13 protein-coding genes are annotated in these 15,727 nt (G+C 33.4%); 3 read left to right on the forward strand and 10 right to left on the reverse strand.

Translation table 11 applies throughout. The features are described 5' to 3' along the window. Nucleotides 1-48 precede the first annotated feature (48 nt). The 3 genes from BD809_RS07060 to BD809_RS07070 form a co-directional block, all read right to left on the reverse strand. Nucleotides 49-804, reverse strand: coding sequence for a LytR/AlgR family response regulator transcription factor (locus BD809_RS07060; protein WP_148782266.1), 756 nt, complete (start codon nucleotides 802-804; stop codon nucleotides 49-51). Further along, on the reverse strand, nucleotides 801-1,550 hold the full coding sequence (locus BD809_RS07065) for a sensor histidine kinase (RefSeq protein ID WP_246131450.1): 750 nt from the start codon (nucleotides 1,548-1,550) through the stop codon (nucleotides 801-803). The genes BD809_RS07060 and BD809_RS07065 overlap by 4 nt, the downstream gene beginning before the upstream one ends. A 703-nt stretch (nucleotides 1,551-2,253) precedes the next feature. After that, nucleotides 2,254-3,282: a leishmanolysin-related zinc metalloendopeptidase gene (locus BD809_RS07070; RefSeq protein WP_170251783.1), complete on the reverse strand. Its 1,029-nt coding sequence runs from the start codon at nucleotides 3,280-3,282 to the stop codon at nucleotides 2,254-2,256. Between the two features lie 465 nt (nucleotides 3,283-3,747). Here BD809_RS07070 and BD809_RS07075 point away from each other — a divergent pair, with 465 nt between their 5' ends. The 3 genes from BD809_RS07075 (at nucleotide 3,748) to BD809_RS07085 (ending at nucleotide 6,735) form a co-directional block, all read left to right on the forward strand. Beyond that, the gene (locus BD809_RS07075) at nucleotides 3,748-5,175 is read left to right on the forward strand and encodes an RICIN domain-containing protein (RefSeq protein WP_148782269.1); all 1,428 of its coding nucleotides are present in this window, start codon (nucleotides 3,748-3,750) and stop codon (nucleotides 5,173-5,175) included. Between the two features lie 197 nt (nucleotides 5,176-5,372). Further along, nucleotides 5,373-6,035 (forward strand): DEAD/DEAH box helicase, encoded by a 663-nt coding sequence (locus BD809_RS07080; RefSeq protein WP_246131451.1) that lies wholly within the window; start codon nucleotides 5,373-5,375, stop codon nucleotides 6,033-6,035. Nucleotides 6,036-6,090: 55 nt separating this feature from the next. Next, the gene (locus BD809_RS07085; protein WP_148782270.1) at nucleotides 6,091-6,735 is read left to right on the forward strand and encodes a thiamine phosphate synthase; all 645 of its coding nucleotides are present in this window, start codon (nucleotides 6,091-6,093) and stop codon (nucleotides 6,733-6,735) included. A 163-nt stretch (nucleotides 6,736-6,898) separates the two neighbouring features. On the opposite strand, the gene BD809_RS07090 is transcribed toward BD809_RS07085, so the two are convergent. The 7 genes from BD809_RS07090 to BD809_RS07120 all read right to left on the reverse strand — a co-directional run bounded on the left by BD809_RS07090 (nucleotide 6,899) and on the right by BD809_RS07120 (nucleotide 15,707). Next, nucleotides 6,899-8,458: an FAD-binding protein gene (locus BD809_RS07090; RefSeq protein ID WP_148782271.1), complete on the reverse strand. Its 1,560-nt coding sequence runs from the start codon at nucleotides 8,456-8,458 to the stop codon at nucleotides 6,899-6,901. Nucleotides 8,459-8,470: 12 nt separating this feature from the next. Continuing rightward, nucleotides 8,471-8,812 (reverse strand): hypothetical protein, encoded by a 342-nt coding sequence (locus BD809_RS07095; RefSeq protein WP_148782272.1) that lies wholly within the window; start codon nucleotides 8,810-8,812, stop codon nucleotides 8,471-8,473. 132 nt (nucleotides 8,813-8,944) lie between these two features. Then, on the reverse strand, nucleotides 8,945-11,692 hold the full coding sequence (locus BD809_RS07100) for an NACHT domain-containing protein (protein ID WP_170251785.1): 2,748 nt from the start codon (nucleotides 11,690-11,692) through the stop codon (nucleotides 8,945-8,947). Further along, a complete protein-coding gene (locus BD809_RS07105; protein WP_148782274.1) occupies nucleotides 11,661-12,791 on the reverse strand; it encodes a hypothetical protein in 1,131 nt (376 codons plus the stop codon). The genes BD809_RS07100 and BD809_RS07105 overlap by 32 nt, the downstream gene beginning before the upstream one ends. Continuing rightward, nucleotides 12,779-13,792, reverse strand: coding sequence for a trypsin-like serine peptidase (locus tag BD809_RS07110; RefSeq protein ID WP_211356700.1), 1,014 nt, complete (start codon nucleotides 13,790-13,792; stop codon nucleotides 12,779-12,781). The genes BD809_RS07105 and BD809_RS07110 overlap by 13 nt, the downstream gene beginning before the upstream one ends. A gap of 103 nt (nucleotides 13,793-13,895) precedes the next feature. Next, nucleotides 13,896-14,933 (reverse strand): peptidoglycan recognition protein family protein, encoded by a 1,038-nt coding sequence (locus tag BD809_RS07115; RefSeq protein WP_148782276.1) that lies wholly within the window; start codon nucleotides 14,931-14,933, stop codon nucleotides 13,896-13,898. A 3-nt stretch (nucleotides 14,934-14,936) separates the two neighbouring features. Then, a complete protein-coding gene (locus BD809_RS07120) occupies nucleotides 14,937-15,707 on the reverse strand; it encodes a hypothetical protein (protein ID WP_148782277.1) in 771 nt (256 codons plus the stop codon). Nucleotides 15,708-15,727 lie beyond the last annotated feature (20 nt).

The raw sequence follows: 15,727 nt of genomic DNA on the forward strand, positions 1-15,727 counted from the left end.
AGGTTTTGTTTGTTGAAACATCGCAGGCTTCTTATGTATATATTGGTATTACCTATTTAGCCAGTCTTTAAAATCGCTGGTTTTTTGTCGACTAACAATAAATTCCTGATCACGGGGATTTGTCAATGATAACTTTACGCGATGATTGAAATATGATTCTATTTTCTGAATTGAAAATTTAGAGATTATCTGACCTCTGTTAATTCTGTAAAACTTAGTAGTATCTAAGGAACTAAACAATTGATCTACCGTCTCATCTATGATGTAGCGTTTGCTATGGGTCACGCCAAAAGTGATGCTATCTTGTGAATACACATATAAAAGTTCTGATACCCTAATTTGTACGAAGCCACTCCCCTCTTTTACTAATATTCCTGAACGTTTTTGTGGGGTTTGCATGCTATTCAAAAGTTCTTTTAAAATAGTGGGTTCTATAAAATTTGAAACTATTTTAGTTTTTGAAAACTTGTCTAAGGCGGCGTCTAAGTCATTTTGTTTAATAGGTTTTAATAAATAGTCAATACTATTTACTTTGAATGCTTCGATGGCGTATTGATCAAAAGCGGTAGTAAAAATAATAGGTACAGTCACTTCTATTTTTTGAAAAATTTCAAAACTTAAACCATCTGCCAGTTGAATGTCCATAAATACTAAATCCGGCGTCGTATTTTTTTGAAACCATGTAACCGCATCTTCTACAGAATCGATAATTATTAGTATTTCAAAATCAAGAACACTGTTGCTTAGCAAATTTTGTAATTGATTGGCAGCACGGGGTTCATCTTCTACGATTAGTATATTCATGACCTTTCTTTTAGTGGTTGTAATAAGGGAAGAGCAACTGTAAATTGCGCTCCATCATTTTTGATGACGGGTGTTTTATTAGATATAAGTTGATACCGTTTTTTAATATTCTTTAGTCCAGTTTTTGTGGACGGAGTTTGGGTTGATTTTACTTTAATTTTGTTACGAACAACTAAGGTATCGGTTGTAACGGTTATTTTGATTAACAAGGGCTTACTTGCAGAAACGATATTGTGTTTAATAGCATTTTCAAGCAAAAGTTGTAAACTCATAGGTACGATCAGTAGTGAGTGCTTATCTTCAGGAATAGTCCAATCCAGTTGTAGGTTATGTCCAAATCTTTCTAATTGGATGTTTATATAGGCTTTGGCAAATTGTAACTCTTTATTTAAGGTAATTAAATGGGAATCACCAAACTCTATAATAAAACGATATATACCGGATAAATTGTCAACAAAATCCTTTGCATCTGCCTTAGTATCTTGCTCAATAATATCTCGTAAGGTGTTTAAACTATTGAAAAGAAAGTGGGGCTGCACCTGATTTCTCAAAGTATCTAACTGTGCTTGTATCATCAGTTGTTTAGTATGCTCCTCATCTCTAATTGATTTTTTAAGTCTGACATAATAATAAACAGCTTCATAGATTGCCATGGTCATAATTGTGATCAGAATAATAGGTAACAGAACTTTTATATTTACATAATGATTGGAATTGAAACCCAATAGACTAAAAAATTTTGCCATCAAAAACCCCCCTATTAAATCGACTAAAAGTATTACACTGATAATGGCAAAAATAAGAAGTAAAATACGTTTTAAATCATCTTTAAAACTCGGGTATTTTTTTCGTAGAAAAATCAGAATATATCTTATAATTAACCAATCTATAATTGTAAATAACAAGGAAGCAAACCAGCCTATCAATACCAGTTCTATCGACGGCCTCTCGGATGGATTGTTAAATAAATAGTTGGTTACGAAACTTAGAAATAAAATACCTAGCACAGAAAACCAACTGTCATTGAACCCTAAATAATGGATACGTTTCTGTTTATTGAATAATTGCATAAATGTTAGTTGATTAAAAGTATACTCCGTTTACGCTGAGAATATCTAAATGTACTTTATAAAGTACATAAAACTTCAAAATGCTAACAACACTCTTTTGATTCTTATTTCAAAGTAACCGTTTTATATAAGGCATGAATGCTAATAACGGTATTATTAGGATGGCATGCAAACCAAAAAAAAGCGGTGGTTAGCCGCTCAAATATCTTAGGATTTACAACAAATTAAAAGCATACTTTGTTGAAGCGTCGTACTCTGTATTTGAATTGTTACATTATTAGATATATTACAAATTAACACATATGCACGGAAAGAGCCTGTAGCTAGAATCAATTTTCTAGCTACAGGCCCTTAAAAAAACATTCTTGTATCCTACTTATTATTCTCCAGACGTTACAAAACCGATAGGTTGGAGCAACACTTCTCTACTCGCAATGTCAATACCTTGTTCTGTATCCCCAGCGACCACACCAGGTGTTCCTCTGGGCAAATCATATGATTCTCCGACAGAAGCCGCACCGTAGCCTAGGTCCTTCATAGAGCCAGCAGTAATTCTACTGAGAGGATTTTCTCCTAGGTTTAAGAAGCCTGTCATCAACTCATTATTAAGAGCAGCCTCATCCCAATGGCCCAAAGCTGTACCGGGTCCAAAATCACCTTCGATCGGTAATTCTTCCGTTCCTCCCTCGGCATTCCAGAACACATTTGCTTTTCTCCCTAAGAAATATGGATTACTATCGGTTCCTCCACGTAAAGTTCTGTCAAAACCAAATGGAGCTACGTTCCAAAGCGTACCAACACCCAAAACGTGACCCATTTCATGAACAATTACTTCTTCAAACAAATCCAATTGTTCTAAAAAGTCAAGATCAGCCACATCGAAGAACATTACTCCGGACAATGTCAAAAAATCATCGGTACGCACGAATCGAGGTCCTGCTTGTCCAAGAACATTCCCGGGTCCGTCAATAGGAGCTAATGCTACTTCAATAATAATATCATCAACCGTCCCTTCATCGACCAGCGGAGGAAATCCGTTAAAAGCTGAAGGTAGCGTACCCGTAAATGAAGGTACGTCTTTTATGATAATACGTTCCCATCTTGCAGCAGCAGCTTCAAAAACTTCAATTTGTCTATCTGTTGGAGGTAAAAGGTACTTCAAAGTTATATTGAAACGTCCTCTATCTACACCGGGTGCCTCGGTGGCTTTCAAAGCTTCAGGACCTAAATCTTTAATAATAATGGGATCATCCGTATAGGTTTTTAGGCTGATTTCAAGCTCTTTAGCATCAGATTCCTGTAATGTATCGGTTTCCGAAATTTCATCGGAACAAGCTGTAAACAAAAAGGTGCTGAGTACGATTCCAACTCCGATGACTCGAAGAGGATTTTTATAAGCGTTTTTCATAAGAATAATTGTGTGTGAGTTAAAAAAAATTAGATAATTAAGATACCTCCAGCTTAACATCATATCGAGCTACGTTTTTCTCGAAAAGTAAAAATTAAACAAGGCACTTTGTTAAATGTAAAACAATAAAAAGATAAATACAATTATTTTCAATTATTTAAGAATCAACAGAATAATTTAATTTCCCTGTACGGTTTAATCCACAAAGACTTTGTCTCAATTTAAATTCGCTTACTATTTTTTTGTCATTATACAGCCGTATCCTCTACAGAATCGATAATAGTTAGTTTTTGGTTGATAGTTTTAATTCTTTTATGGTGGGTGTTTCACCTTTTGACACGTTATAAAACAGAATTATAGCTAATAATAGGGTAATACTCCCTTACAGACTTAGTGGTTTACCTATTGATACTTCTTTTTAATTGCTAGTTCTTTGATTACTTGATAATCTCAAAAAAACAAAGAATGAAAACGAATCCATTAGTTTCGAATGCCCATTACCTACTCCTATTGTTATTTTTAGTATCCACGCACTCATTTTCACAAAACTGGAATTCCGGATGGGTCTATATTGAGAATGTCAAAACGGGCCTTGTCATGGATGTGCAAGGAGATGTCAAAGCAAATGGAACCACGGTGTGGCCTTTTTCACTAAATCATGGCAGGGCGCAATTATTTCGATTTAGTTCAACTAATATTCCGGATAGTTTTGGGGATGATGCACGCTACATGATGGCATACGATAACAGTGGTTTAAGTTCCGATTTTTACGTATCTGTTAAAACACCTCCCTTAGTAGTTTTGGGTACTGAGGTTAATGTACCTCCCAGTTCTGGGGCTAGCAGTCCTGATTTGTTAGTATCACCCACAAGTGAGATGGTTGCAACCGATGATCGTATGGTAAGCGATAAAAAAACATTTAAGAATTTTGTTTTCTCTATTGAGTCAAAACGAGCCTTTGACAACGCTCCTACCAACGTCATCAATGATCTTTCGATTACTTCAGTGGAAGCACCCAAACAACTATGGAGACTTATTCCCGTTGCTGGTCAAGCGGATACGTATTTTATTCAGAGTGCTCACTTTACAGATAAAAGGGTCGTTGAACCGGTAGATTTTAATTCCGGGGGGACGCTGGTACTAAGCTCCTTTACCGGAAACGATATTCAAAAATGGAGAATTATAAAAACGAAGCCTAAAGCAGCTACAAATCTTACCCTTTCTAATTTTGAGTGGGAAGAAAAGTATGTTCAAAAACCATGGTATAAGCCTTGGAGATGGCACTTTGTTCAAAAAATAAAAGGAACATTGTCGTGGACCAACTCAAATACTTCAGACCTAACAAAACAATACATCCTAATTGATGGTGGTAGTAGCTCGGAGTATGATCCAATTGCATTGGCATCAAATAAAACAAGTCATACGTTTAATATAAAAAGTACTACCTCGGCAAAGACAAAAGAACATTGTTTTAAGGTGAGAGGCCACAGCAAGTGGGTAGCGCAAAATGTGACATTTAGCGATGGCGAATGTCAAAAACCAACATTTGACGAAACACCTCCTGCAACCCCAATCCCAGCCGTGGGCATCAGCAAACTAGTTGTTACTAATTGTCATAGTAATAAAAAATCTGTACGCTTGTGGACACTTGATCATACCGTTAATGATGGTGTTTGGAAGGATCACGGAACTTTAAACAGCCAATGGCAAGGATCGGGATGTCCGGTTGGATCTCCAAAGGTCATTAATTTAAGCGATAATCATAGCTATACCTTTGTCGCTATAGATTGCGGTAATGCTCCACCCACCCAAACGCAGGGCAGCTGTCATAAATTCACAACCTCTCAAATAAAAGGGGACACCGATGGAACCTCCTTACCTATTGATATTTAAATTGAATTGTTTTATTACTTTTGAAAGTTCTGTCAGTATTTTGAAAACCGGTTGCATAAAATATAGTTTACTTGGTTTTTGTCTGGTTTTGATTCAAAATCTGCGTTATATCTAAATTTATTAGATTTTATAAAAAGATAGAAAAAACAATTCACTAACATATTTCAATTCTTGGTGGTATATTTGCCCTGTATCAATTGATTCGTACAAATAATACACATAACACTCATATCATCTCTATTGATTCTATGCCTTTTAAAAAATTACATTCTGATATAAAAGAAAAGCTTGTAGCACTAGAAATTGTAACTCCTACTTCTTTTCAAACTCAAAGTATACCTGTTATAAAAAGTGGTACAAATGTCTATTGCACGGCACCAGAAGGGAGCGGTAAAACAACTACTCTTGTGCTGACTACTTTACAGAAATTAAAATGCGAAGCTGTAGGTAATGCACCGAGAGCTATCGTTTTGGTAGAGAACGCTGAGAAAGCTTCAGAAATGTTTGAAATTTTTCGGAAATATTGCAGACACACCTCCTTACGTGTTTATTACGCTGATGAACAACAACACGTTGACTTACTGAAATCAGAAATATTTGAAGGTGTAGACATTCTTATTGCCACTCCGCAAATGCTTAAAAAATTGCTTTTATTTAATGGGGTAAGCATCTCTCAGTTAAAAATTTGCAGTATTGATGATGCTGAATTTTTAGTGGAAAATTCATCGTATACAGCGCTTATCTCGATAACACAAAGTATTAAAAAATGTCAGTTTGTACTATACTCAGAGAAGATAGATCCTAAACTAAAACGCTTTGAATCCAGCTTTATGGAATACGCTAAGATAGTGGCTGTATAAAGATTATCACAGAATTTAAACAAGTTACGCCTATTATACATACTAAAACAACCAGATGATCATACCTAAGCTACATTATATAACGCAGGGAAATACTTCCAAAGAACATCTGGAAAACATTCAAAAGGCGTGTACCTCCGGAATAGAGTTAGTTCGACTGGGGATAGACACTATATCGGATAAAAAGTTTTTGAAGCTCGCCAAAGAAGCTAGAGAAATTACAGCTCATTTTCAGACCAGATTAATCATCACAGATAAGTATAACATAGCAAAAGAGGTAGCAGCAGATGGTATCTATTTGGAAAGAGAAACCTCCTACCCTTCTAAAGTCAGGAAGCATCTATATTCCTGGCAAAGTATTGGTGCAGCGGCAAATACTTTACAAACTTGCCAATTGTTACTAGATGAAGATGTTGATTATATAGTTTTAGCTCCCTTTAGCTCCTTAGCAACTAAGAGTAATCCTGCTCAGGAACTAGATGTTAAAGGATTCGCTGACATTACCAAAGCGTTACATTCTGAGACTCCCATTATTGGGATGGGACGTATAAGTATTGATGAGGCAACTGCCTTACTAGAAACAGGAATATCAGGCATTGCTGTATCCGATGAAATAACAAAAAACTTTAATAGTATCCGAACATATAACCAACTACTCAACGCTTCTTCAACAGCAGAACAGCGTCATACATTTAAATAGAAACGATTGTATCTTTGTATACTTACTAGTATATACGCAAAATTTGATTTTTCATTTACTTATTCCTGATTGCCTCTTTATACATTCATAAACCTACAAGACGCCCCTTGGACTAATTTTTAATATATGGATTTATAGAAAAGAATTTGTATGTATTTTGAATTTAATCTAAACCAACAATACGTATAAATTTATTTGTAAACATATCTTGCATTTCTGATGATAGTAATTTTTTTCGTTCCTCTACCCATTTGTCAGAACTCCCACCGTACATATGATTGACCAATCCTGGAAATTTCCAATAGCTATTTTTTCCCCAATGAATGGTAAAAGGAATATTATTTTCTTTTAATACTGCTATCATTCGTTTAGAATATTCTTCTAAACTCATGATTTTCCTTGTTTTTTTCCATAATAAACCATCAATCTCAATTACACAGGTAATTGGAAATTTGGTAAAGCCAAGAGTTGCCTTTGTTCCTTTTACAAAACGTAATGCAAAAATTCCTGGTATTGGTCCTTCTTCCCGTGTTAATTTGCTAAGAAGATTCATTGCTTTTTCAGAATTTCGGTGATGAATGCCAAATGAACAAGCAAATGCCGGTCCCTGATAAGGTGCGTCCCAAAAAATTTCTTTAAGCATTCCTGTGGTTTCTTTTTGTTCCTCGGGCAGAATTGTATTTCCTAACCTTTTGACTAACCATGGAATACTTTTAGGGCAATTTTCGGCTAGTCTTACAAAAAGATAGATTAAATCCCTATAGAGTGATTCTTTAATAACAGGAAACGGATCAGGATAATTTTTTTGATAAGGTTTCTTATACATAACTTCGACTACGCAATCCGAATCATCACTATACTGATTTATAAATATTTTAAAATGAAAAGGGCGATTGGCTTTTCCCTGTGCATTACTTTCTCCAGGAATAACAAACGCCGAATTTTTGAAATCCATTGTGTTAGCGAGTTCGAAGGCTAAATTTTTATCTATTTTTTTTACGTATCTTTTTAGTAGAAAAACCGGTTCTGCCTCTACTACGACTCCATGAATAAATCCAAAGCTACCCAATCCAACTAAAGCCGCATGAAATAAATCGTCATCCCTGATGACTCTGGAATTTAAGGAGTTCACAAAATTATCAAGTAAAACTGGTTTAGATTTTGGTTCTAAAAATATATTATCCTCTGTATTGGGTCCTATGATAAGATTAAGACCAACAACATAATCTTGTACAGATCCACTATCAATTCCTGAGCCATGAACACCTGTTGAAACACATCCGGCAATTGTCTGGCCATTGCTGGCGCCACTTGTTTTAAGCGATTTTCCGTGTTCTGCTAAGGTTTCAGAAATTTCTTTGATGGTATTACCACATTCAAATAAGAACAGGTTTGTGGGATCATAAGTGTTTTCTTGATGACACTCGTTGGCATGTATCGGCATCGAAATGTTCATAAATCCATTAAAATGCATTCTATCCTTATTACTGGCAATATTATTCATAGACCAAGCAGATCCATAGGCACGAAACCCTTCTCCAGCGTGTTTAGTTTCTTTTATTAAACGTTGTATTTCAAGTGCTGCGTCATTATAACGTTCAATTTTACTGGGCATTACTCTTTCTCCTTCTAATTTTGTTTGGTACAAAATTTTTAAAGGGAAAGGACCGTTACTATGTAAGGTATTCCACTCGTTTAATTGCTTTATTTTTGTGGTAGCCATACTGGTCAAGTTTTAAAGTTTTTGACAAACATATTTTACTTTCACTTTTCTCTTCTTCCCAAAAGTTATTGCGCTAAGTAATATACCGCCAAACGTATTGCGATACTCTATAATATTTAGTTTCCCAGATTCACAGCCATCCTGTTCTTTAATGAGATACGTAAAATCTTTGGAGGCCAAATTTATAGTAATTACGGTGTCTATTTCAACAACAGCCATTCCCCGATAATAATCCTCTCTATTTGAGAAAGGATCTGGTTGAGGAGCTCCATTAACGTTCCGTAATCTAACGGAATAACAAGAGGTCAAAAAACTAAGACCACAAACGAATAATGTAAATATAATTTGTTTCATTTCAGTGTATTAATGGTTGCTTTATGTAGTGATTTCAACTTATTTTTTTGTCCGCTAAAAATATAAGTATGTTATCTAATTCTTCACTACTTGGTATATAGTTGATCATCAATAACTTAGATATAAAAATAACTACTGATACCTTAATTTTCTTGGTCTATTTAAATTTGAAACTTCTAAAGCCATAGCAAAATCAAAAATTAATACTTTAAAATGACCTTCTAAGGTAATATCTTTTAAAAACACATCCAGTTCGTTCTTGCAGATATACTCAAGCTCCTTATTATTTTTAGCCTTCCTATGCAAGTCATCAAGATAGTTCTCAAACACATCTGAATCAAAAAAAAATATAGGCTCCTTACTCTTATAAATCTCGGTAAAGAGATATATCCACTTTACATTTAATTTAGGACGGTCTTGAGTGATTTCAATTATATATTTCTCAAAATTATTATTTCCAATATTCTGATCGGCAAGATCTAAAAACTCATCCTTGAGCAATTGATTTGTTTTTAAACTTAATCTTGATTTTGAAATATTTAATAAGTAAATTACCTTAAGACGCAAAGTCATGAACTTCACTGCCATTGGACCTAAAAAAACTCGCTCTTGTGCTTCCTCTAAAAAATTGTTGATTATGGATAAATTTTTATATACATCCTCATATTTTTTTAGATATAGATAGTTTTCGGCGAGTAAGAAAAGAAAGGTTGAGTGGTTATAAATGTCTTTCAGGTCATTACTTGTTCTTACTTGTTTTTTATGATAAACCAATTCAATCGACTCATTAAACTTGCCTAAACGCTGTTTGAGTGTGGCATAAATAAATAAGAACTCATCATATTTGCAATAAGTTTTCAAAAACGATGTCTGACTAATTTCATCGTGTAGTGATGTCATCTTCCTGAAATCAGCAAGAAGTACTTCTTCCATTTGTCGGGTGTAGTATTTTGAAGCGCTTTCACTCCCTGCAGTTTCAAGCATATCCAAGGAAGCTTTGGATCCATAAATATTTTTGATACTTAATTGAGATTTATCTGAAAGTTCATGTGCAGAATTTTGTAACATTTCTGCGCTCTCAAGATCTATTCTGATATCCAGGTTTTCTTCGATGAAATCAGAATGCTCTTTTAGCTTTAATACGTGATAATTGTATTCAGTTCTATCTTCAGGTTTGTCTTTATAAAATTTTATTGCTGCTCTATGAATCATTTTAGCCTCTTCTGAATATTTTGCGAGGATCATTTTCTCGCAAGCAATTCTTAGATCTTGTCTAAAAATAAACTCATTTTCATTATTTGAACTTTGCATAAGAAAAGATTCTTTCTTCAATATTTTAAAAATTTCTTCGGCTTTTTCAAATGATAATTCTTGAGAATTTTTGACTATTCCACAAGCTTTAGCTAAAATGTCTCTAATTACATTAGGGTTAACTTTTCGCACTAATAATCCAGGAACAGCAATATCTCTAGCTTTCGGGTCATGTATATGTTGTAATATTCGTCCAACAAGATACTCTTGTATTTCGGCTCTTTTATGAAGTTGTTTTGAATATATAAACTCTGGTGACTTTTTATAAAGGTTCGCAGCCAAATTAAGAACAAGCGGATTACCTCCTAACTGTTGATAAATACGGTCTCTTGCTTTTTTATCACCTACCCCATTGTTATCTAAAATGACGTTTGCTGATTCTTTGTCAAATTCCTCAATACGTAATTCATAAAAGTCGAACTCATCGATTGATTCACTCATTTCAGCGCGTCCAACAAATATTGGTCGAATTCTAGGAATGTAGTCTGAAATTACTTTAATGAATTCAAAAAATTCAATTAATTCGTAGTGTGATGCTCTGTATTGCATTTCTTCAAAAGAATCAAAAACAATCAGGACAGGAGTTTTAATACTTTCAATTTTATTTTTGTGCATCTTTCTAAATCTGTCAAATAAATATTCCCTGCTAAACTCGTTCGAAGCTCTAGAGTGATAACCTCTACTACTGTCCTTATTGAGTGATTTTGAAATATCGATTCGTATAGATTTTAAAGCCTCATTTTGATTTGGAAACTGAAATTCTAACTGTTTCAAACCCTCTATTAAAAAGTTTAATGGTTCTTCTATTGAAAAGCCAATTAAATCAAAGTCTATATATACAAAAGGTAAGGTTTGGCTTTTCTTTATAATACTATGATTATCTATAAATTTGGAAATCAATGCGGTTTTACCAATACCCCCAATACCTTTGATAAGTAAGAACTTCTTTTGATGCCAATCGGTTACATAACGAATTACTTTTTCCACTTTAGATAAAAAACCAGAAGCTGGAAGCCAATCAACATAATTTTTTAAAATTGTTAATTCTTTTTTTCTGCCAGCGAATTCTTGGATCGGCTTTTTAAATTTAGAAAAAAAATGTTTTTTTTCTAAATAGCTCTTTAACGATATTTGGGCACTGTCATTACCAGGTATTAGCTTAAGAACCCTACCATAATAGTAAATCTGTTCGTTTGATAGCGCTTCAACGCCTATCTTTTCTTTTCTCAAAACTTTAAATAGCAATTCTGAAAATATTGCGTTGTTAAGATCAAAAAGCGATATAGTATCTTGTAATTCGTTGTTGTTAATAAGTTTTTGAAGTATTTTCTTTTGATCTAGATCATTCAATTGGCTATTGCCATCGACTTTAAGAACAGAGCGGTCTTTAAGAAGATCTATATCCTCTTGTTTAAATTCTGTAAAGTCATTCTCTATATTGAAATCATGCTTTAAAGCAGCCTTTTTAAAGATGGATTCACTTATATAGCTGTTGTCAGAAATATTAGGGTCACCTAAAAAATCGTTAAGATTGAATTCAGTCATGGCTCTCGAATATTTTAATATCACTTCTAATAACTTCAGCTAATTTTGAGACACTTGTTTTGCTAAAGGGTAAAAGTCGCTTAACAAAAGCATCTTCAAAATTAGTGTCACTTTCTTTATAGAGTTTATCTATTTTTGCTTTGTATTTTTGATACACTATAGCTGCAAAGTTTTTAAGATCATCCTGGCTAATATTTTCCATTTCATACACCTCGCATTTGTTAGATAGGTCGGAATCCCATTCAGATAAATTTTCATAAGAAAATCCTGCTATTACAAAAATTGCTTTTGGAAATGTTTCAACGACTCTTTTTATCAGCTCATAAAGAAAATTGTTTACATCGTTCAATAGATTTGTTATTTTGTGAAAATCGTGAATAAAGACTAAGGGTATTTTATCCATTTTTAAAAACTTAGTTCTTAGTAGTTCACAAAATCTAATGAATTTTAAATCCTCTATCTCTTCAATACCCAAATTAGTATCCAAGTTGAAATTTGCTGCCATTATTTTTGCTAAATGAAGACCCTGCTCACTTGCAGCTGCTGGAACTTCTAAATATCTAAATACATTTATTTCTCTAAATTCAAGGAAGTCAAATTTATCGCAGACATCTAAAAAGTATTCTTTTAAATAAGACATGCCGCTTTGTTTTTCGCCTTTTACAAAAATAACCTCGCCTTTATTGCAATTTAATGCATGATAAAATTTAGCTCTAAAGTCCGTTCTATCTAAAAAAGGCAAATTAGTAGCTTTAAATAATACGGATTGAAAGTGATTCGTATTAAGTCCATTAATAATATCATAGTTGTCTCTGGATACATAGGAATTAAATTTTCCTAAGAAACGCGCGATTACCTGATCACCTTCGATTTGATTTTCTTTAATTTTCTCAATAAATTTAAGGGTAAACACACCTAGTTCTCCTTCGTTTTTTAGAGCAAAAAGGTACTGAGGCAGGGCAACCTGATACGGTGCATCAATTGCTAACATTTGGTAAGTGCTTACATCAATAAGAATAACATAGCTATTTAAACTTTGTGAATTTGAAAAAACATGCCTTACAGCTGCTGTGAGACTACTTAATAATTTGGCATCAAATAAAGTATTTATTAACCCGTGCATATTGTTGGATTATAGTTTTTTATACTAAGATCAATTAGTATCGTATTGATATTTATACCTTGATTAAATTCTGGTATGTAACGTGGATCTCCCATATTGTGTAATCCTATCAATTCAAATTTCTCATTAAATACAGGGGCACCAGAAGAGCCATGCATCGTGTTTACTTCATATCTAAACCGTCTTTTTTGACTTGAAAAACCGATAATTTTATTTAAACCAATAGCCAGTTTTTGAGATTGACCCTCAGGATGTTGAAGGATAAGTACATTTCTATTATTCTCGTCATCGTATTTTTTCAAATTAATCCATCCTCTTTCTTTACCGTTAAAAGTGTTTTCTGCATTAAGTCCAAATGGCAATTCACCTACTTTTTCTTCAAGGTTAAGAAGTGCATAATCACATTGATCTTTTGGATATTCTATATTTAGGTTTGGTTCACCATAGTCGTCGTAAGAACTATAATTACTACTAAGGGCTACCGGATTGTCTTGAGATATTTGAAATTCTGTACCTGAGGTGAATTCCGTGTTATTAATTGATTTTTCATAGTCGAAGCGACATTTCACACGTTCTAATAGTTCAGGAGTGTTCAAAACGGGTTCAATAACGTGATAATTGGTTAGGACTTGATTTGGGCTAACCAAAAAACCGGTTCCAGGTATCATCTTACCTTGTTCGTTGAAAACTTCTACTCGACATACACAACGCTTATTTCTAGCAAGACCCTTTAAAAGGACATCAGTATCTAACATTGGGCTGGCGTTCAATAAATTTTGCAATGCTTTAACGGATGCTTTCTGTGGGTTTTGGTTTGGAATATTGTTTTCGTAAATCTGTAGAGAAAGTCCATGGTCAAAAATTATTTGATTGACAATATCAGCGTCATCAGTATCAGATTGTAATGCAAATAGGAATGGAATAAAGTTCCTATTATTACTACTTAAATTTGATATAAATATTGGCAAATCCTGACTAAAATTATCATTGTTACTGAACATGTTCCTTATTTTAAAATCGCTCCTAGCTATTCTTGTTAGCATCAAAGAATCTAATTTATTTAGCGTATAGTTCACATCAATATAGTGCGAAAGTTTTCTTATTTCATTTGCTGTAATATCCATTGTATTCGGTAAAATTTAAATCTTCTGTATAATGTTCAATCTCAGGATTATTTAGATCATTCTTCTTAACAAAGTTGGATTTAAATGATTCTAAGGAATTTTGACTTGGCAGAAAGGTTTTAGCGTCTTCGTATAAAGAATTGAGCATACTAATTAATTCAGGTTGAGGAAAACAATCAGTTTTATCAGCTCTTACATTACAATGAGCCCATACACCAGGTTTTCCATCTTTTGCATCTTGATGCAAATCAAACCATTTCCTGTTATAACTAATGTTTGCAAGAGGGATGTCGAAAATAAAAGCTAAAGTCAATATAAGTCGTTTACATTCTTCGATTTGTGCATCTGTGTATTTCTGAAAATAAAGATGTCCTCTCCAAGGACTTTCCAGAGTACATACATTATTTGCTGGAACCTTAATTGTACGATGGTTACCTTTATAATAGAATTCATTGTCTTCCAAAACCAACGGTCCTAAACAACAAATTTCAATTCCAATAGATTTTTGATTAAGCTGTTTGTTATTCGAGAATTTAGTTCCTAAATGATGACACCAATAAATTTCATTAAAAGCTCGATACGTGACGCTATCCCATTTAGAATCTCCATTTAAAGCTTTTCTTCCTATTACAAATGATGTTCCCACACGATAAACTTTGCCTGGTGGGGAATCTTTTTCCCACCAATCTATTGTATAATCTGGTCGGTGTAAACCTGCAGTATGATGGAGATAAATAGTATCCTTCTCAATATAATCAGGAAACCATTCATTATTAGTAAGTATGTAATTTTTGATGTTTAGACTAAAATCATAATGCTTAGTAAGTAAATGTTTCCAAGTTTTTGTGCCAACAATACCATCTACACCTAAGGGCTGTTTTTGCTGAAAATCTCGTACAAAACGATCTGTAAGCTCATCAAAAAAACCAGTTATTGGGAGTGTATACCCTATTTTTTGTAGTAGCTTTTGAAGAAATAATACTTGCCTATGCGTTTGATTTCGTTTTAATGTTTTCATACATTAGATGTCAAGATTTGAAATATAATCATCGATATCATCATTTAGTTTCTTTAAAATAAAAGGTCTAGCTTGATCAAATTTGGATTCTAATAATGTCATCTTAGTAAGGTAATAATCCATTCGAGTCTCATCTTTTCCTGATTTAAAAAATAGAATTTTTTTAATTCTATTATCAGTTTTTAATAAAAAGGCACTTAAAGTAACTGCAACGGCACCATTGTTTTCGGTTGCCATTCCTAGTTGAAAAGATCCTTCATTTAAACCATGAGTATTTTTTTCGAAAGCAACAAATCTAGAATCATTATCATTTAAAGATTTTAGTGCTTCTAAGGTTTTAACTACAATTGCTAATTGGTTTCCAGTTAGTGCTGCACTTATAATTCCTAGAATTGCTTTTTCTATTTCGAAAATAGAGCTGTCCGTTTCAAAATTTTTGAAATTATGTTGTTCCATTGTCCATCCAATTTTGGATAAAACCTCAAAATATTTTTCATACCAATCCTTTACTTGATCACGGTTAGGAAAAGCTTTTTGAGCAGCTCTTTGAGCTAATAACATGGAATTTAACACATCTTCCTGTTTTTGCTTTGAGATGCCTGATACAAAAGAGTCTAAAGCCTTGTAATTCATAAAGGCCTCATCTTTATCAGTTTCTGATCCAGATTGTAAGGATACCTGTCTTGATTTTCGAAATGGCATTTCAAAAGACATGATTTTTGAATCATTTTTTGAAAGCTCCAGGGTTTTTATGTATGCTTCTAATTCATCCATATTTATATAGTTATTTTAAA

The organism is Aquimarina intermedia (assembly GCF_008124785.1).
GTDB classification, from domain to species: Bacteria; Bacteroidota; Bacteroidia; order Flavobacteriales; family Flavobacteriaceae; genus Aquimarina; species Aquimarina intermedia.